Here is an 18,490-nt window from a genome sequence, read left to right as displayed (position 1 = left end):
CGCTACGACAAACTCGCGGTCCGCTACGAGGCGACCGTCCTCGTCGCGGCCATCAACGAGTGGCTGTGACCAGCACATTCGATACACGCCCTAGTGCACCGACTCCATAACCTGCTCGGCCTCCTCCCCCAAGCCCCTCCTCTGCAACAGCCTGACTGTTTCCTGACGGCGCACCGCGTCCGCCCACCGGCCGACTGTTCCCCGGTACAGCAAACGCCGACGTTGTCCGTCCATCCCGCTGGCGCGCAACTGCTCGCTGATCGCCACCACGTCCGCAGGGGCGATCCGCTGCTCGTTCTCCAGACAGCGTTCCAGCAAGTCCCAGGCCTTCTCCTGGCTCCAGCCCCGACTTGCTCCGTTGCCGTAGAGACGGGCGGCTGTCTCGGCGACGACACCGCCCATCGGCACCCCGGCCAACTCGGGATCGGAGGGATCCGACAGCTCCTTGCAAGCCAGGTCCGCAGCGATCCTGCCACGGTTGCCCTGCACCTGCTGCGCCGTGACATAGTCGACGAACACCCCGGGGTCGACACTCCCGCTCAGCAGTCCGGCGGTGAGTCGGCGGGCGACTGTGCGCGCCACCCGGTACATGTCCCGGGAGCGCTCGATCTTCGTCTGCAGTCGCACCAGGTCGTCGCCGGCTCGGCCGTCGATGTGCTCCGCTGCGGCTATGTACAACAGGCGCCAACACTCCGGGTCGGCGTCGATGTTTCTCAATTCTGCTACGAGCCTGTCGATTTCGGCTGGGGAACGCGGTCCGGTGGCGCATGCCACGCCACGGGCCACGACTTTGGGATACAGGTCGACCTTGGTCCTTGCCACGGTCTCGAACCGCTGCCAGCGGCTGATGATCTCGGCGAGTTCATACAGCTCCTCGCGTGCCGCAGCCTGATCCAGGACGGCCTCGCATCGCTTCGGGTCGCTCTCCGCCAACTTCCGGCAGACGGCGGCCACGTTGTGGTACTGCAACCGCCTGCCGACATGGTCGATAAGGGAGTCCGGGCTGTGTTCAGAACCCGAGATCAGCTTCGCGACGGTATCCCTGGTGGGCTCTACCAGGTCCGTGTCGCACAGCCGCGTGTCGATCCACTTCTCCAGCACGGGCTCGACCGGGCTGAGCATGCGCAGGGCCGCGACCAGGTCGTTAAGCCCGGCCGGAGTCGTCGTGTCGGACTGCCGCGCACCGGAAGCGTTGATTCTCTGCACGGCCCGTCCCAGAAGGTCCGCCGCCTCCTGTGAGCACCCTTCGTCGCGCAGCGCGAGATACAGCAGCGCCGTGTCGAGCAGGGTCCGGTTCTCACTGAACGTGTTCAGCGTGGCATCGACAAGCTCCTGCTTACCCCTCCCCCGCAACTCCCGGACGAACGCGGCCACATCAAGCGCCGTGCGCTGACGAGCCACATCGTGCACGATGCCCTTGCTCAGCGCAGAGGGCCGGTACTCGGAAATCTCGGGTTCCGGCTGCTGCCGCTCCCCCTGCCTGGCCGCGCCCGCGGAGGCGGCTCCGTCGATCTCCGACTGACGGCACGCCAGGTCTGCCGCATCGCCGATGCTTCGCCACAAAGCCGCCGTCGCCAACACATTCACCGCGTCGTAGAAGTGGAAGCTGGCTGCTGCTTCGATCAGTTGGTCGGTCGGCCGCTGGATCGCGAAGGCGTACAGCACCCGGATCGCGACAGCGGGACGAGGCGGCTCGCCCCTGCTCTCGTCACCCTTCCGAAGGGCCTGCACGCGCGCCGCGATTTCTTCGGTGCTGCTGCGGGTCACCCAGGAATATCGGACGCTCCAGGTCCGATCGTCGTCCAGCCAGCCCTCGGCTCCGGGTCGTGCCCTACTCACGCGTGACGCTCAAGCTGCCCGACGCTCCATCCGACTGAAGTACCTGGCGAAGGTGTCCGGAGAACGGTAAGCCTCGTTCGCCCGTATATCGATGTGCTCGGCCAGCTTCAGGCTGTCGTCATCCCCTCTGTCGCACAGGGTGGAGACGACGTCGGCGGTGGTGCACTCGTCCTTCAGCAGGTACGGGATACGCGCGTCCGGGTCGCCCTTCAACCAGTCTATCCAGCCCGGCCGATCGGTGGGCAGCGACGGATCCACACGCTGATCGGCGGCCATCCGGTTGGTGAAGATCTGCGTTCCGTCGGGAGCGTCCCTGAGTACCATGCGCGGCTGCGGATGTCCTGCGGTGCACTTCTCCATCTCGGCCTTGATGGCCTCCCGGAGCAACCCGAAGGTAAGCTGGTCCTTGCGGTCCCGAGTGCCTCGCGCGAGGACGTTGAGCAGGTGTCCACTGAACGGGGTGCACTGGTCGAACGGTGCCGGGAGACCGGGACACCCCGCGGCGGAGGCGAACGGACCGGCGAGCACCGCATCCTGGCCGAGAGCGCTGAGGACGCAGGTTCCTTCGAACTGGCGGCCCATCACCCCCGGCAGCTTCGGCTCCTCCCCGGACGGGCCCAGGTCTCCCAGCCTGTGCGAGTAGCAGCAGTCGGCGATGAGGACTTTCAGCCCAGCCGCGGACTTACGCATGGCGCGGTACACGTACCAGCTGTTCAACCACGTCCACGGAGCCCGGTCCTGGGACGTGCCCACCGAGAAGTGCACCTGGTCCCCGGCGGGGACGTCGCCCCAGCAGGCTCCGTGGCCGACGTAGACGACGAGCAGGGTGTCCGAAGGGCCGACCTCGGCGGCGGTCTCCTCCAAGGCGCGCATGACCCCGTCGATCGTCCCTGCCTCGTCCGGGTCGAGCACCCGGCAGCCGTCCTCGCCCCAGAGCTCGTCACCTGCGAGGACTTCTCGGTACATCCGTCCGCTCGCGGCGATGGTGGGCCAGCCGGGGATGTTCGCGCCCGGCTGGTACTCGCCGGGTGCGATCACCAGTGCGCGTGAGGCCATCTCAGCCGTTCACTCCTTCGCATCCCTCGGCCCGGCCCGCGTCCGGGGTACCTGCCGGGGCGTCGACAGTCGACAGCGGCGTGGGCCTGACCTCGATCTCGGCCTGCGGCGGATCCAACCGGCCCGCACGCCAACGCTCGACGGCCCGCTTCGTGGCGTCCAGGGCCGCGCCGAGGGCCTCCTCGGTAAGCTTGGAGACGGCGGCCACCAGCAGGATCTCGACGATGCCGCCGGTCAGCACCCACCCCTGGTCGACCTCATCGCGGCGCCATTCCAGACCAGTCTCCGCCTCGAGTTCGCCCCGTATCCGCTCCGGATCGTCCAACCCGAGTAACGCGCCCCTCACGGACACCGAGATCACCGCTGCCACTGACCGGCCCCCATGTCGTCTCGCTCTGGTCCCCGCCCGATCCCGTCCAGAGTATCGGGCCTGACGGAGCAGGCACAGACAGCTTGCGATGAAGACCTCATCCATGTGCCACTTGTCGCCAGGCCGGGGACTGCACCGACGCAGCCGGTTGGCGTACTCCTGCCCGAACTTGACGCACCACCGGCGGATGGACTCGTGGGAGACCTCGACACCACGCTCGAGCATCAGCTCCTCGACATCGCGGTAGGAGAGGGAAAACCGGTGATGCAGCCACACGCAGTGGGAGATGACCTCCACCGGGTACCGGTGCCCCTTGTACGACGGCGCGGTGTCCACGAACAGCCCCTCCCAGGATGACCAACCCGAAGATCATCTCGCGGGCCCGGATCAACGTGACAATGCCTGCCGCCAGTCTGTGCTACCGACAACTTCAACGAACTCGGCGTCATATGTGAAACCCTGACACAGCCTTCCCGGCAAAATAGGGGATATACATATAGCGCGACATGTGCTTTGACTGTAAGATTGGAACTCAAATCTGCGATCGGCTTCCTTGCGTTAATTTTCCAGTCGGCCACATGGGGATTTCGTCCGCTGGTTGGAAATTGCTCGCCGGAAGTCCAGGGGCGTAAAGACCAAACCAATCGGCTACCGCTTTCCATTATTTGACTCCTTGGTGGAATGTGGATACATTCGGCCTGTTCGGTAAGGCCACGAGAACCGCTGGTTATAAGAGAGGACGAATTGATGGCGCGGCACAAGAAGGTGCGCAGTATGCGGACGTTAAGGAATGAACGGTTACTGAAGGCTGGTGCCATCGCCGCGCCTGTGTCAGCAGTCCTCGTATTGACTGCTGCGACGGGCGCATCTGCCTTGATGCAGGTGCACCAGCCGGCCCAGGCCAGTCTGCAGTCCACAGAAAGTCTGCAGGTGCCCGGTGCCCCTGCCAAGCTGGTCATGGACGCCGCTAATACCCCGACCTCGCCGAAGAACTTCCGCACCGACCCAGGCCTGATGATGTCCGGCAGCGGCGTCTTCTCAGCGGCTGCGATGCCTGGCATGACCAGCCGCCTACCCGCCACGCAGGTCGTCGACGTGGACCTGCGCCAAGAGACACACCTGTTCGTCAACGGCGCCCCGGTTAGCTGGTACGGGTACAAAGACGACGCCAACTTGGGCTTGAGCCACGACCAAGTCCTGGCCGCCCAGGCGCACTCCCAGCGGCAACTGCAGCAGGAGAAGGCCATCACGTTCGACTACATCCCGAAGAAATCTGTCGAGCTCGTCGACCCTGTGCGTGATCCAAAGACCGTGCAAACGGAGGAGCAGGTCGCCACGGCCGCCGGATGGGGCTACCTCCGACTGACCGTCCCAGACCACCACCGCCCCCAGGACTCAGAAGTCGACCGCTTCACCAGCTTCGCCCGCGCCCTGCCACCACAGACCTGGCTGCACTTCCACTGCCGGGGCGGAGTGGGCCGCACCACGACCTTCATGGCGATGTACGACATGATGCACAACGCCCGAAGCAAGAGCTTCGACGCCATCTTGCAGCACCAGACCCAGATCGGCGGCAAGGATCTTTCCACCGAAGCCCACTCTTCAGATCCCATCGCCCAGGAACGGCATACGTTCCTTCGTAGCTTCTACGACTACGCCAAGGCCAACACGGACAACTTCCGTACCAGCTACAGCACCTGGCGCACCGCGGCCGACCAGCAGCGTCAAGCTGATCAAGCAGCAGGCCGTTGAACAGCGTCAGCGGGCACCGTCAACTTGAGCGTGGGCGCCTGTGAGACGATCGTTCCGTTGATCGTCTTGGGGAGGGTCTGCTCGTGGAGACCGGCGCGCCGCCGTCGTACCGGGGGATCCGCTACCCCGCCGGAGATCATCGCGCACGCGGTCTGGCTGTACTTCCGGTTCCCGCTCTCCTATCGCGAGGTCGAAGAGCTGCTCTTCGAACGCGCGATCACGGTCACCTATGAGACGGTGCGCCGGTGGTGCCAGAGGTTCGGTCAGGACTACGCCAACGGGCTGCGCCGGCGCCGCCCGCCGGGGCGACAAATGGCATATGAACGAGGTGTTCATCAGGATCAACGGGAAGCTCCACTGCCTCTTGCGTGCCGTTGACCAGGACGTGAACGTTCTGGTCATTCTCGTTCAGCCCAGGCGCGACACCCGTGCCGCCCAGCGGTTCTTCCGCCGCCTCCTCAAGGACCTCGAGTATGTGCCGCGAGTCATCGTGACCGACAAGCTCCGCTCGTACGGCGCTGCCCACCGCACCGTCATGCCCTCCGTGGAGCACCGCAGCTCGACGTACCTGAACAACAGAGCGGAAAACTCCCACCAGCCGACCCGGCAGCAAGAACGCGCCATGCGGCACTTCACCCCGCCCGGACACGCCCAGAGATTCCTGTCCGCCTTCAACGGCACCTCACCGCATTTCCGGCCCCGCCGCCACCTGCTCACCGCCCACGGCTACCGACACGAAATGACCGAACGCTTCACCACCTGGCGCCAGGTCACCAACCACACCGCCCGCGCCTGACAGCCGCGCCTCACCCGGCACACCCCAGCACGCCTCAACCCACCATCCCCTACCACAAGTTGACAGCACCTCCTCGCCGCGTACACATACGACCACATGTCCTGGCGCAGCTTCCGCGACGGCCCGTGGTTCAGTGCGATACCTACGCTGACAGCCGCCGCCCCGGCGGCCTGCCCGACGGGCGCTGTCAACTTTGACGAGGACGTCAGATGATCAAGAAGGAAAAATGCCGCCTTGACCCGTTTGACGGCGTGTCGAGGCGGCGCTCCATTCGTGGAGCATTTTCAGAGTGACCACCGATCGGGCGACGGCTGCGCAGCAGAAGTTGGGGACTTGCGCAGGTAGAGGCTCGGTCAACGTCTGGCGGCCGTTCACTCCAGGGGATGTGCGCCTCGCGGCACGAGCCTCGGTTACCGCGTACACCCCGGCCTGGGCGGGTGTTCACGATGTCGTCCAGCTCTCCCGCGCCCGCGTAGCCGAGCTGCGCGATTGCGCGTTCCGGCCTCCACCAGGCGGCGCAGCGCCGGGCGTTCGTTGAAGGATGACGGCGTAGTACTCGGCGTTCTCGGCGGACGGCACTGTCTGCACCAGGGAGTGCAACCAGGGCCTGTGTGATGTTGGGATCAACCGGTTGTCTTCAGGAGGTCGTTGATCCAGATCATCGAGGCACGGAGGTGGAGGCCGGCGAGGTAGCTCTCGGGTGTCTTGTCGTGTCGAGTCGCGATGCCCCGCCATGCCTTCAGCTTGTTGATCAGGCGCTCGACGGTGTTCCGTTCTTTGTAGAAATCGGTGTCGTGGTGGGTGGGCCGGCCGCCTCGGATGCCTTTCTTCTTCCGGTTGGTGGCCTGGTCCTCCTTCTCTGGGATGACTGCCTTGATGTTGCGTTTGCGCAGGTAGGAGCTGTTGGCGCGGGAGGAATAAGCCTTGTCCGCGGCGACAGCGTCGGGCCGGGTCAGGGGCCCGCCGACGGGAAGACGGATGCGCACCTTCTACAGCATGGGGACGAACTGAGGGCTGTCGGCAGCCTGCCCTGCGGTCAGCACGAGGGACAAAGGACGGCGCTTGCGGTCTGCGGCGAACCGAACAACGGCTGACCCCAAAAGCACCCGCACCAGCCTCACTCTCTACCAGAACCTCGACGCCCTCCAAAACAGGTGCTGGACCGGCCACTGCAGCACCTGCCACCTACACCTCCCCAGGGGACCACACCCAACACCAAGATCAAGACGGACCTCACTTTCGTCGGCCCGTTGGCAGGCGCTCACATCGCGGGCCTCGTCATGAAGAACGGCGAGGTACGCGAGGTACGGCGGCTGGCGCCGGTCACGGCGGCGGCCGCGGCCGCCGCGCAGGGGCGGGCGTCCGCGACGGCCGCGCAGGGCTTGCGCGACCGCTACGGGGGGCGGCGTGCGCGACGCGCCCTTCGCTACGGCTGCGGACGCTCGTCGCCCAGCAAGGTGATGCGGATCGCCTCGACGATCTCCCGCTGGTGCTGCACCAGGTAGAAGTGGCCGCCCGGCAGCAGCGTCAGGTCGAACGGACCGACGGTATGGTCGGCCCACAGCTTCATCTCGCCCTCGTCGACCTTCGGGTCCTGCGCGCCGAGGAACCCCCGGATCGGACAGGCCACGGGCGGGCCGGGCGCGTAGCGGTAGGTCTCGATGAGGCGGTAGTCGTTGCGCAGCGCGGGCATGATCATCTCGATAATCTCGGGGTCGCCGAACATGCGGCTGTCCGTGCCCTCCAGACCGCGCAGTTCGGCCAGCACGTCTTCCTGCGACATGGCGTGCACCCGCTCGCGGCGGTTGACCTGCGGGGCGCCGCGGCCGGACGCGAAGAGAGCGGTCACCGGCGTCGTGGAGTCTTCGAGGAGGCGGATGGTCTCGAAGGCCACCGCCGCCCCCATGCTGTGCCCGAAGAACCCCGTCGGTACGGCCGGTTCCCCGCGCAGCGCCTCGGCGACGTCGGCGGCGAGGTGCTGCAGCGTCGCGGGGAACGGGTCGGCCCTGCGGTCCTGGCGGCCGGGGTACTGGACGGCGACGACGTCGATCTGTGGGGCCAGGGCCCTCGCGAGCGGCACGTAGAAGCTGGCGGAACCGCCCGCGTGCGGAAGGCAGACGAGCCGGTGGCGGGCGTCCGGGGCGTTCGTGTAACGGCGCAGCCATGCCTGCCGGTCCATGGGCGGCTTCGGGGTCGGGGCGTTCATCAGGGGTTTCTCCAGGGTGGAAAGTGATACGTCGAGGCGGGGGGGCGCCTTGTGCGGTGGGTGCGTCAGTGGGCGACCGCGGCTCCCGGCTCGGTGTCCGCGGTGTGCTGCCCGGGGGCCCGGCTCGGATGCGCCGGCCCTGCCACCGGCGCCGGGGCCCGTGGGTCCACTGCCAGCAAGCCGGCCACCTCGTCGGCGACGGACGTCACGTCACGGCCGGCGCAGTCGACCTGGTGCACCGTGACGGGGCCGGAGAGCCAGTCGAGCACGTCGTCGTAGGCGCGGGCGAGACCGGTGAGCAGCCGGGCGTCCTCATGCAGTTCGGTGCCGTCGCGGCGGCTGCGGGTGCGCCGCAGTGCCTCGTCGACCGGCAATCGGAGCCGTACGACGGCGTCCGGCGGGGCGGCCGAGAACATGTCGGCCAGGCGCTGCGCCAATTCGTCGCGGGGCGCGGCGGCGAGCCGCAACAGGTCCAGGCCGAGCGCCCACGGATCCGCACCGCCCGAGCAGGCCGCCAGCCAGTCCCGCACCTCGCGCGCGGTCTCCGGACCCTGCTCCGCCCACCAGCGCCGGACGGTGTCGCCGGGATCGGGATCGCCCGCGATCCGCGCGAACATCGGCAGATAGACAAGAGGGTCGACCAGCGGGTGCCGGTCCGCCAGGACGATCGCGCCGCGCTGGGTGGCGCGGCGCTCGGCCGGGGCGTACTGGCACAGTTGCAGATAGAGCACCGCGACCTTCAGCGGCGAACTGCCGATCAGGTCCGCGGCGGCGGACGCCCGCGCCAGGTGCACAGAGCGCGTCGCCTCGGGGCTGTCCGGGTCGTCGTGCGCGCGGATCGCGTGGACGACGGAAACGCCGGGCGCGGTGCTCAGCAGCCGCGCCACCGTCGTCTTGCCGGTGCCGTCGATACCCACCAGGGCGGCCCGCATCTCACTCACCGTCCCGGGCGGCTTCCAGGTTCCACAGGTGGAACGCGGTGTCCAGCACGGCCGGGAGGAAGGGCAGTTCCCGGTGACTGTGCGCGGCGGTGTACAGCTGGAGGCGGCTCAGGAGCATCTCGCCCAGCGCGAGCCCGTAGCCGCGCCGCCACTGCTCCGGGTGCGGCACGGTCGCGTCGGGTCCGGCCGTGGCGGCGACCGCGGCGCGGTGCACCTCCAGATGGTGGTCGACCTCGTCGGTGGTGCTGTGCGGGGTGAGAGTGAAGGCCAGCAGTTCGGCCAGGTCGCGCTGGGGCACGGCGACCGTGGCCAGTTCCCAGTCGTAGGCGATGACGCGCTCGCCCTGTCGGCTGATGTTGCGGGGATTGAAGTCGTTGTGGACGAGTGTGCGCGGCATCGCGTCCATCTCCTGCACCCAGAACTCCGCCTCGGCCGCCGCCGCGAGCGCCGTCCTCGTGCGCTGCGGCGTCATCAGGCGGGGCAGTTCCGCGGCGTTGTGGCGGACCAGTGCCTCCCACAGTTCGCGTGCCTTGACGAGGTGGGCGGCCGTGCCGTCGCGGTGCAGCCAGCCCTCGGCCAGGATCTGCTGGTCGCGTCCGAGCCAGTGCCCGTGCACGGGGGCTATGGCGCGCAGCGCGCGGTCCACGTCGGTGCGGCTCCACGGCCCGGTCGTGATGTCCAGGCGTTCCATGAGGATCACGTACGCTTCGCGCGCCTCGTCCTCGATGATGCCGTAGCAGGCCGGGAGCAGGCCGGTCAGTGCGCCTTCGGGCCGCCGGAAGACGGCCAGTTCGCGCCGGTGGGCGGCCGGGAAGTCGCTGCCCTCGCCCCAGGTCTCCCAGGCCGAGGACACCTCGGGGCCGCACAGTGAGGCGATCCGGCCGATGCCGGCGGCGATCTCCTCGCCGCGGGGCTTGACCTTCGCCACCAGTTCGGCGGTGGTGTGCGGGCCATCGTCCTCGGTCCAGCTCACGGTCATGGGGATGATGCCGGTCAGCTTGCGCCGTTCGCCGAGGGCGCCGAGTTCGGTGGAGATGCCGTCGCCGGCCATCGCCGGCGCCCGTGTGACGTCGGTCACGCGCAGCCGGGGGCTGTCGAGCCGCTCGGCCATGGCCGGCTGGAGGAAGCCGGGGCCGAGGTCGTCGGCGCGCAGCCAGTCCACCCGCCGGGCCCGGCCCAGCCGACGGTGCGCGTCGGCGAACTGGCCGCTGACCAGGGCCGACGCGGTCGACACGTCGAGTGCCAGGGCGAAGCCGGCGATGATCTCGGCCAGCCGGGCCGTGCCGCCTTCACCGCGGCATCCGAGGACGCCGAGCCAGTCGCGCTGATCGGGCAGGCCGGTGCCGCCGCCGACGGTGCCGATCACGAGGTTGGGCAGCAGGAGTGTCGTGATCAGGTCGTCGCCGTCGCAGTCGAGGGAGAGCACGGACGCACCGGACTCATGCACGCAGGCGATGTCCTGTCCGGTGGCCACGAACAGCGCGGCGATCACGTTGGCCGCGTTGATGCCGTACCCGGTCATGCCGGCCTGCTGGCCTCCGATGACGGCGGCCCGGTGTCCGCGGGCGATCGCCGCCGGGGTGGTCTTCAGGACCGAGACGACCACGTCGCCGGGGATGACGCACTCGGCGGTCACCCGGGTGCCGCGCCCGGCCAGCAGTGAGACCGAGCTGACCTTCTTGTCGCTGCTCAGGTTGCCTTCGAGCATCGTGTTGCGCGGCCGCAGCCCGGGCTCGTCGGTGAGAACCTCATTCAGCCAGGTGCAGATCTGCCAGGTGGCCGCGGTGGTCATGTTCTGTCCGGCCGCGTCCGCGGTCTCGAAGACGAACCGCACGTGCAGGTAGCGGCCGATCTGGTACGGGTCGACCGCGACCAGCCGGGCGTGCTGCGAAACCAGCCGGACCTGGTCCTCCAGCTGCGGGCGGCGGGTGCCGAGCCACTGGGTGAAGCGTGCGGCGCCGGCCAGGTCGTCGAACTCGAAGACGGGCGCGCGGCTCATCCGCTGGGAGAGCACCCGGGTGGAGACTCCGCCGGCCAGGCTCAGGGCGCGTGCGCCGCGTGAGGCGGAGGCGACCAGCGCGCCCTCGGTGGTGGCCATCGGCGCGACGACGGCTTCCTGGACGCTCTGGCCGCGGAATTGCAGCGGTCCGGCCAGCCCCACCGGGACCTCGACCGATCCGGCGAAGTTCTCCAGGTTCCCGGTCAGCGACGCGGCTTCGATCGCCGTGCGGGCGGCGGAGCCGAGGGTCGCGCCGGTCCGGGCGAGCAGCCATGCCAGCCGCTCGGCGCGGGCCTGTTCGGTGTACTGGCCCCGGCCCGGTATCGCGTCGCCGTTCACGCGTGCGCCCCTTCGTCGGCGGTGGCCCGCTCGACGGCGGGGATCTGCTCATCGGCGGCGATCCGTGCCCAGCTGTCGGGCGCGGGCCGGAAGATTCTGTCCTTGACGCGGGTGCGGCGCTGGCCGGCGCGGATCGCGTGCTCCCACTCGCGCTGAAAGGCGTCCTGGTGGACCTGGAGCACCTCGACGGGGGCCAGGGCTCCGGTGTCACGCGCCGCGCGGTATCCGTCAGCGGTCTCGCCCAGGCGCTTGTCCAGCGCCGCCGTGAAACCGGTGGGCAGCGGCCCCGGCAGTGCAGAGGCGATCGCCGCGCGGAACCGGTCTGTGCCGGGCTCGACCGTCGCGTTGCGCAGTTCCGCCCCGGTGTCGGCCAGGGCGCCGGCCAGGGCGCGGACCACCGCGCGTTCCGTCAGGTCCACGCCGCCGGCCGTGCGCAGCACGTCACGTCCGGCGTAGGCGATGCGCGGCGTACGCCCGACGTGGTCGACGACATGCACGACGTCGTTGACGGCGCACCGGTACAGGCCGCCGATGTGGCTGAGTACGAGGTGGTAGTCGCGGCCGGGTTCGAGTTCGGCGGCGGTCAGGGTCGGGCTGTCCTCGCGGATCGGCTCGGCGGCGTCGGCGAACTCGAAGTAGCAGCCGGGCAGATAGAGCGGGGCGGCGTGGGGATGGTCGTCGACGGGGACGGCGACCGGGCCCTCCGAGGATCCGATCGGCGCGGCGAACAGGCGTACGCCGGGGCCGTAGCGTTCGCGCACGCGCGGCAGGTAGAGCGAGGCGAGGGCGCTGTTCCACACGACGGCGGCCCGGAGGCCGGGCCACAGGTGGTAGGGGTGCAGGACGCCGTACTCGTCGGCGCGGCGCGCGATCTGCTCGGCGCGCCGCGGATCGGGCGTGGTGTGCGGCACTCCGCCGACCGTGCCGCGGGCGATCTCCTCGACGATCCGCGGCCACTGGGCGGCCAGTTGGTAGGGCAGCCCGGCGATCAGGGCCGGGTTGACGCCGATCAGGACCTTGATGTCCTGTTCGGCGGCTAGCCGCAGCTGAAGGTACGCCCGCTCCCACGGGTCGGCGTCGGAGAGCTGCTCGGGGAGCGTGGCCCAGCCGGCGGCGCCGTCCGGTCCCGGCCCGCCGGCCTCGCCGAAGAGCCGATAGTCGATCTGGCTGAGGCCCAGATGCGGCCGGCCGTCGGCGGTGCGCGCGTGCGGCGAGGTCGGATCGCGCCACAGGTCCAGCACGCCGCCGGGGTCCACGGCGAGGTCGGGGAACGCGCCGAGCAGGACGGCGAAACTGGCGTGGTAGAAGGGCAGAAAGCAGCGCTTCATGTAGGTGGGCGTGACCGGGATGCGCTTCTCCTGGCCGGTGCTGCCGCTGGAGGAGAAGTAAGCGACCGGCTGGTCGGCGGTCAGTACCGCGTCCTCGCCGGCCATCGCCCGCTCGATCCAGGGCCCGAACGCGTTCTGCGTGCGGATCGGTAGGGCCTTGCGGAACTCCTTGGCGCTGCTTTGTTCGTTCAGGCCGTGCTCGCGCAAATAGCTCGTTGTGCCGTTCGCCGCGAGGAGTTCCGCGAGGACCGTCCGCTGGGTCTGCTCGGGGTGGTCGAGCGTGGCGAGGAACCTGTGGTGTTCGCTCAAGATACGTTCGGTATGCAAGCTTTCCCTCCGGTGCGGTCAGAGAAGAGGGCCCCGTACAGGCGGAGCCGCTCGGGGTCGGCGGTGTCGTGGGTGATCCGGGTCTCGACGCGGTGGGCGCGGGCCGGGTCGAGCGCGGCGCGCAGCCGCGGTGCGTCGAGCGCCGGGCGGTGCGTCACGTGCACGGTGTCGCCGGGGCGGATGAGACCGCGCAGCGCGGCTTCGGCGAAGAGGTGATGAGTGTGGACGAGGTAGTCCGCGGTGGTGACGTCCGCGGTCGCTACCACAGCGTCGGCCCGGTATCCCGTGTCGGGGCCGGGCAGCCGTATGGTGAACCGCTCTGGCGCGGGGGCCGGTGCCGGAGCCGCGAAGGCGCGCAACAGCCGTGACAGGTTTCTCAGTTGCGCCGTCGGTTCCGGACCGTACCAGCTCAGCGCGTTGTCGGGGGTCGCGTACCGGTCCGGGAACCGGGCGGCCACCGTGGCGGGCCGACCTGCCAGGAAGATCGTGCGGGTGAACGTCCGCAGCCATGCGTCGGCCGGCTGCTCGGGGAGCGAGAGCGCGAAGTCGAGTACGCCGCGGACGAACGACTGGGGGGTCAGGGTGTCCACCACGACCGCCACGGTGTGGAAGTGGTGTCCCGGCTGGTCGTTGAGGCGGGCCAGGCGAGCCGCCGCGGAGGCGTGCAGCAGCGTCTGGAGCGAACCGTCCGGGTCTTCGGCGCCCGGGCCGTCGGTGTCCGGGACGCGGGGTACAGTCGCCCCGCTCTGCCCGGTCATACGAGCACCTTGCGCAGCAGGGCGGGCAGCGGGGCCGGGCGCGGGCCGAACAGTGAGCAGGCCAGGCGGTGCGGGTCGGCATAGCCGTGCGGGCTGAGCGGCAGCGCAGGGTCCTCCCGTTCGCCCGGCGGCCCCTGGGCCAGGATCCGGGCCGCGCGTCCGACGCAGCGGCGCAGCAGGTCGACCCGGAAGGACTGGCTGCACTGCCGGTCGAGCAGACCGACGAAGTAGAGGCGCATGCCGAGCCGGTAGGCGTCCGGGTCCGCCGACCCGCAGATCGCCGACAGGTCCGGGAGTGTCGACCCGCTCCACCCGCCGTACTTGCTGGAGACGACCTTGCCGCCGATCGGCACCCGGCTGAGCGGGAGCCGGGTGGTGTCGGCGCCGAACTCGGCCAGGACCCGGTCGAGGAGCAGGTAGTCGACGGCGAGCCCTTCGTCGAAGATCAGGAGGAATAGCCTGCCGGGCGCGACGGCGGGCAGCAGCGAGCGCAGGTTCGGCAGCAGGTAGTTCGCGTGGCCGTCCGCCGAGACGATCTGCCGGATCGGCACGCCCCAGCGGGCGCCGTCCAGGTAGACGGGCCCGCCGTGCGGCCTGTGGTCGATGAGCAGACCGCGGTCCGCGAGGGCCGTCAGGGCGCGCTGCTGCGACCAGGTCAGCGGGCGGGTGTCGGTCAGGCCGGGGTCCCGCACGTGCAGCAGGTCGAGTTCGGTGCGCCACAGCTCCAGCAGGCGGCGGGAGGCCGGATGGATCCAGCCGTCCCGCTCGATCCGGGCAAAGTAGGGGTCGAGTGCGCGCGGGTCGATCGTCGGGCGGCTGCGATGGAACTCGACGTAGCGCCGGCCGATCGCGGTCTCGTCCTCGCCGGGCCAGTCGGTGTCCGATTCCGTGTGGTCCAGGTGGTTCCAGAACGCTGTGGTCTGGGTCGTCAGCGTGGACATCCGCGGGTTCCAGACCAGGGTGGTGGGGCCGAGCGTGGCCGTCGCCTTGAACAGGACGTCGGCCCACAGCAGGCCTTTGACATGGGTGGGGGTCAACGGCTTGGTCGGGGTGATGGTCACCGGGGCGATCACGAACTCCCGCGCGGCGCGGCGGCCGTCGGGGTGCGCGCGGTGTGCGGGTGTGCGCGGGCCGGTCGTCGCGGTTCGCACGGCGCTCGGGGCGCGCCCGGTGCTTGAGGTGCGCAGAGTGGTGCTCATGGGCGGCTCCTGTCGGCTCCCGTGGATGCCTGCCGCGGCCGGGCGGTCGGGCACGCGAGGTCGTGCCCCGCCGCGCGACATGCCGGTCGCGGCGCGCGCCGCGGGGGCCGTGGCGCGCGCCGCGTCCGGATCGACAGCGGTCACGACGTGGTCGGCCCGGACGAGCCGGGTGCCGTCCCGTCGGAGGCTCCGTATTCGGCGTCGAGGAACCGCATGAGGTCGCTCGCGCTCGCCGTCTCCAGGTCATCGGCATCGGTGCCGGCGCTCGCGCCGGCTGCCCCGGCTCCGGTGGGGCCGGTGCCCGTGCCGGCGAGCCGGTCCAGGAGCGCGGAAAGACGGGTGGCGAGCGCGGCCCGGGTGCCGGCCGGTGTGAACGGCGAGAGCACCTTGGCCTCGAGGCGGTCGAAGTCCTTGAGGACCGGGCCGTCGTCGGCGGGGGCTTCGTCGAGGTCCAGCTCCGTGAGCAGCCGCTCGGCGAGCGCCTCGGGCGTCGGGTGGTCGAACGCCAGCGTGGCCGGCAGCCGGGCGCCGACGAGTTCGCCGAGCCTGTTCCTCAGCTCCACGGACATCATCGAGTCGAAGCCGAGTTCCCGCAGCGCCCGGTCGGCCTGCACCTGCTGCGGGTCGCCCCGCCCGATGAGCTGCGCCACATGGGTGCGCACGACGTCGAGCAGCACGGGCAGCCGCTCGTCCTCGGGCAGCGCGCCCAGCCGGTCCTTCAGCACGCCCGCGGTCGTGCCCGCGCCGGGGACGGTGGCGGGCGCGGCGTCCCGGCCGCCGCCCGCCGTGTCCGCGGGCGCGAAGCCGCTGAGCAGTGGACTGGGGCGAAGGACGGTGAACGCGGGCAGGAAGCGCGACCAGGCCACGTCCACCACGACCGGGTCGGTGTCGCCCGGCACGGCGCGTTCGAGCGCTTCGACGGCGCTGGGCACGGCGAGCGGGAGCAGCCCGCGCTTGCGTAGTTCCCGGTCCTCGTACTCGGTGACCATGCCGCCGCCCGACCAGGGCCCCCAGGCGATGGAGACGGCGGGCGCGCCCCGCTCGCGGCGCCGGCGGGCGAGCGCGTCGAGGCAGGCGTTGCCTGCGGCGTAGGCGGCCTGGTCCGCGGCGCCCCAGATCCCGGCGATGGAGGAGAACATCACGAACTCGTCGACGTCGGGCAGCAGTTCGTCGAGCAACAGCGCGCCGTTCACCTTCGCCGCCATGTCGGTCGCGAAGGCCTCGGGGTCGACGTCCGCGATGCGCGCGTACCGGATCACGCCGGCGGCGTGGACGACCGTACGCACCGGGTTGTCCTCGGCGTCGAGACGGGAGAGCAGTTGCACGACGGCGGCGCGATCGGTGATGTCGATCGCCGCGGCCTCGGCCTGGACTCCGGATTCGCCGAGTTCTGCCAGGAGTTCGGCGGCACCGGGTGACTCGGCGCCGCGGCGGGAGAGCAGCACCAGCCGGTCGGCCGTGCCGAGGGCGGCCAGGCGGCGGGCCACGTGTGCGCCCAGGCCGCCGGTTCCGCCGGTGATCAGGACGGTGCCCCTGGGCTGCCAGGTTCCCGCGGTTCCCGCGTCGGCCGCGGGTGCGGTGCCGAGCCGGCGGGCCCACAGGCGCCCGTCGCGCACCGCGAGCTGGTCCTCGGCGCCGTCGCCGGTGAGCACGCCGGCGAGCAGCCGCGCGGTGGTCCGCCCGGCGTTGTCGTCAGCCGTCGTGGGGGCGCCCGTCCCGAGGTCGGCCGTCTCCGGGAGGTCGACGAGTCCGGCCCAGCGGGAGGGGAATTCGAGGGCGGCGACCCGGCCGAGACCCCAGGCGCCCGCCGCCGCCACGTCCGTCGCCGGGTCGTCGACGCCGACGCCGACCGCGCCGCTGGTCACGCACCAGACCGGCGCGTCGGGCAGTTCGGTCTCCCGCAGCGCGGCGAGCAGTTCGAAGGCGTCGGCGGGGCAGACGAGCACGCCGTCGATCGGTGTCGAGGCCGACGCATCCCATTCGGTGCGCGTGAGGGCGTGCTCGAACAGCTCGGCGAGTCCGGGGCGTGCGGTGCCGAGGAGCAGCCAGGTGCCGGGCACGCGCTCGGCGGTCCGCGCGTCGCTCAGCGGCTCCCACCGCACGGCGAAGGTCGTGGCCTGTCCGACGGCGCCTTCGGCCGCCTGGAGCTGTGCGCGCTCCACGGCGCGCAGGATCAGCGATTCCATGGCGAGGACCGGGGTTCCGGCGGCGTCCGTGATCCACACCGAGGTCGCCTCCGGCCTCGGTCGCATCCGTACGCGGACGCGCCGCACGTCCGTGGCGAAGAGGCTGACGCCGCCGAACGAGAAGGGCAGGCGCACCTCGTCGTCGGTCTCGTAGAAGCTGCGGGTGATGGGCAGGGCGTGCAACGAGGCGTCCAGCAGCGCCGGGTGGACGCCGAAGCCGTAGGGCTGGTCCTCGGGCAGCACGACCTCCGCGAACAGATCGTCGCCGCGCCGCCACAGCGCCTTGACCGACCGGAAGGCGGGACCGTACTCGTAGCCGCGCTCGGCGAGGTCCGGGTAGAACGTGTCGCCGGGGATCTGTTCGGCGCCCGCGGGCGGCCACACCGCGCCGGTCCAGTCGGGGGTGAAGCCGTCGTTGTCCACGCGGGAGGCGGTCACGACGCCGGTGGCGTGCAGCGTCCAGTCCTCGCCCGGGGCACGCGTGCGGATCTGCAGTTCGCGTTCGCCGCCCTGGTCGGGTGCGGTCCACACCTGGAGGTCGCGGGCCCGGCCGCCGGGGAACACCATCGGGGCGCGCAGGACGAGTTCTTCGACGCGGCCCGCGCCGACCGCGCGCGCGGCCTCCAGCGCCAGTTCCACGAATCCGGTGCCGGGCAGCAGCAGGGTGCCCATGACGGCGTGGTCGGGCAGCCACGGGTCCGTGCCTGGCGCGAGGCGGCCGGAGAACAGGACGCCGCCCCCGCCGGGGAGGTCCGTGCGCTGCGACAGCATCGGGTGCGCCAGCGCGTCGGCCCCGGCGCGGGGGCCAGTACCCGAAGCCGGGGCCGTCAGCCAGTAGTTCTCGTGCTGGAAGGGGTAGGTGGGCAGGTCGAGGTGCGGGACCGTGGCCTTGTCGCGCTCGTGTCCACGGCCGTCGCCGGCCTCGGCGTTGTCGGCGTCCGCCACGGCACGGTCGGCGAACCAGGTGACCGGCGTCCCCGTCACGTGCAGGGTCGCAAGCGCCCTGAGGAACGTGTCGGGCTCGGGCAGCCCGGCACGCAGCGTCGCAACGAGTGCCGCGGGAGTGGCGGACACGTCCTCCAGAGTTTCGGCGGTGAGCGGCGCGAGCGTGGGGTGCGCGGTGAGTTCGAGATAACGGGTGGTGCCGAGGTCGTTGAGGGTGGTGACAGCGTCGGCGTACCGCACGGTGTGACGCAGCTGCTCGGTCCAGTAGTCGGCGGTCGTCATCCGGTCCTGCTCGGCGGGCTGCCCGGTGTACGTCGACACGATCGGCACGGAGGGCGCCCGGTAGGTGACGCTCGCGGCGATCCGGCGGAACTCGTCCAGGATCTGGTCCTGGTGCGGGCTGTGGAAGGCGTGGCTGACGGTGAGCTGCCTGCTCCTGATCCCCCGTT

Annotated in this window: 10 protein-coding genes and 4 pseudogenes; 3 read left to right on the top strand and 11 right to left on the bottom strand. The window is 70.5% G+C overall.

The features are described from left to right. Positions 1-90: 90 nt before the first annotated feature. From ACZ7HQ_RS43065 to ACZ7HQ_RS43055, 3 genes and pseudogenes are all read right to left on the bottom strand, one after another. Positions 91-1,767: a hypothetical protein gene (locus ACZ7HQ_RS43065; RefSeq protein ID WP_471002477.1), complete on the bottom strand. Its 1,677-nt coding sequence runs from the start codon at positions 1,765-1,767 to the stop codon at positions 91-93. An 81-nt stretch (positions 1,768-1,848) separates the two neighbouring features. Continuing rightward, positions 1,849-2,895, bottom strand: a complete 1,047-nt coding sequence (locus ACZ7HQ_RS43060) for a hypothetical protein (RefSeq protein WP_471002475.1) — start codon at positions 2,893-2,895, stop codon at positions 1,849-1,851. 457 nt (positions 2,896-3,352) lie between these two features. Then, positions 3,353-3,601 (bottom strand): annotated as a pseudogene (locus ACZ7HQ_RS43055) (IS6 family transposase); the annotation flags it as partial. A gap of 411 nt (positions 3,602-4,012) precedes the next feature. Between ACZ7HQ_RS43055 and ACZ7HQ_RS43050 the strand changes: the two are divergent. The 3 genes and pseudogenes from ACZ7HQ_RS43050 to ACZ7HQ_RS43040 all read left to right on the top strand — a co-directional run. Next, positions 4,013-5,017: a phosphatase domain-containing putative toxin gene (locus ACZ7HQ_RS43050; protein WP_471002473.1), complete on the top strand. Its 1,005-nt coding sequence runs from the start codon at positions 4,013-4,015 to the stop codon at positions 5,015-5,017. 66 nt (positions 5,018-5,083) lie between these two features. Beyond that, positions 5,084-5,813, top strand: a pseudogene (locus tag ACZ7HQ_RS43045) (IS6 family transposase). Positions 5,814-5,888: 75 nt separating this feature from the next. Beyond that, positions 5,889-5,981, top strand: a pseudogene (locus ACZ7HQ_RS43040) (LLM class flavin-dependent oxidoreductase); the annotation flags it as partial. 455 nt (positions 5,982-6,436) lie between these two features. Here ACZ7HQ_RS43040 and ACZ7HQ_RS43035 read toward each other — a convergent pair. From ACZ7HQ_RS43035 to ACZ7HQ_RS43000, 8 genes and pseudogenes are all read right to left on the bottom strand, one after another. Further along, positions 6,437-6,937: pseudogene (locus tag ACZ7HQ_RS43035) on the bottom strand (IS5 family transposase); the annotation flags it as partial. Between the two features lie 302 nt (positions 6,938-7,239). Beyond that, positions 7,240-8,019, bottom strand: coding sequence for a thioesterase II family protein (locus ACZ7HQ_RS43030; protein WP_471002471.1), 780 nt, complete (start codon positions 8,017-8,019; stop codon positions 7,240-7,242). Positions 8,020-8,084: 65 nt separating this feature from the next. Continuing rightward, positions 8,085-8,951 (bottom strand): hypothetical protein, encoded by an 867-nt coding sequence (locus ACZ7HQ_RS43025; RefSeq protein WP_471002469.1) that lies wholly within the window; start codon positions 8,949-8,951, stop codon positions 8,085-8,087. A 1-nt stretch (position 8,952) separates the two neighbouring features. Next, entirely contained in the window at positions 8,953-11,298 is a 2,346-nt protein-coding gene (locus ACZ7HQ_RS43020; protein WP_471002467.1) for a hypothetical protein, read from the bottom strand. Beyond that, positions 11,295-12,935 carry a GH3 family acyl-acid amido synthetase gene (locus tag ACZ7HQ_RS43015; RefSeq protein WP_471002465.1) on the bottom strand — a complete coding sequence of 547 codons (1,641 nt, stop codon included), beginning with the start codon at positions 12,933-12,935 and terminating at the stop codon, positions 11,295-11,297. The genes ACZ7HQ_RS43020 and ACZ7HQ_RS43015 overlap by 4 nt, the downstream gene beginning before the upstream one ends. Then, complete coding sequence (locus ACZ7HQ_RS43010) at positions 12,932-13,711, bottom strand: DUF6182 family protein (RefSeq protein WP_471002463.1); 780 nt, start codon at positions 13,709-13,711, stop codon at positions 12,932-12,934. The genes ACZ7HQ_RS43015 and ACZ7HQ_RS43010 overlap by 4 nt, the downstream gene beginning before the upstream one ends. Next, positions 13,708-14,910 (bottom strand): hypothetical protein, encoded by a 1,203-nt coding sequence (locus tag ACZ7HQ_RS43005; protein WP_471002461.1) that lies wholly within the window; start codon positions 14,908-14,910, stop codon positions 13,708-13,710. The genes ACZ7HQ_RS43010 and ACZ7HQ_RS43005 overlap by 4 nt, the downstream gene beginning before the upstream one ends. 140 nt (positions 14,911-15,050) lie before the next feature. Beyond that, positions 15,051-18,490, bottom strand: a 3,440-nt coding sequence (locus ACZ7HQ_RS43000; RefSeq protein WP_471002459.1) for an SDR family NAD(P)-dependent oxidoreductase, incomplete at its 5' end; no start/stop codon positions are given.

This window comes from Streptomyces sp. NPDC037290 (assembly GCF_055603245.1).
Note: the sequence above shows the minus strand (reverse complement) of the source record. Positions and strands in the feature narration are given on the sequence as shown.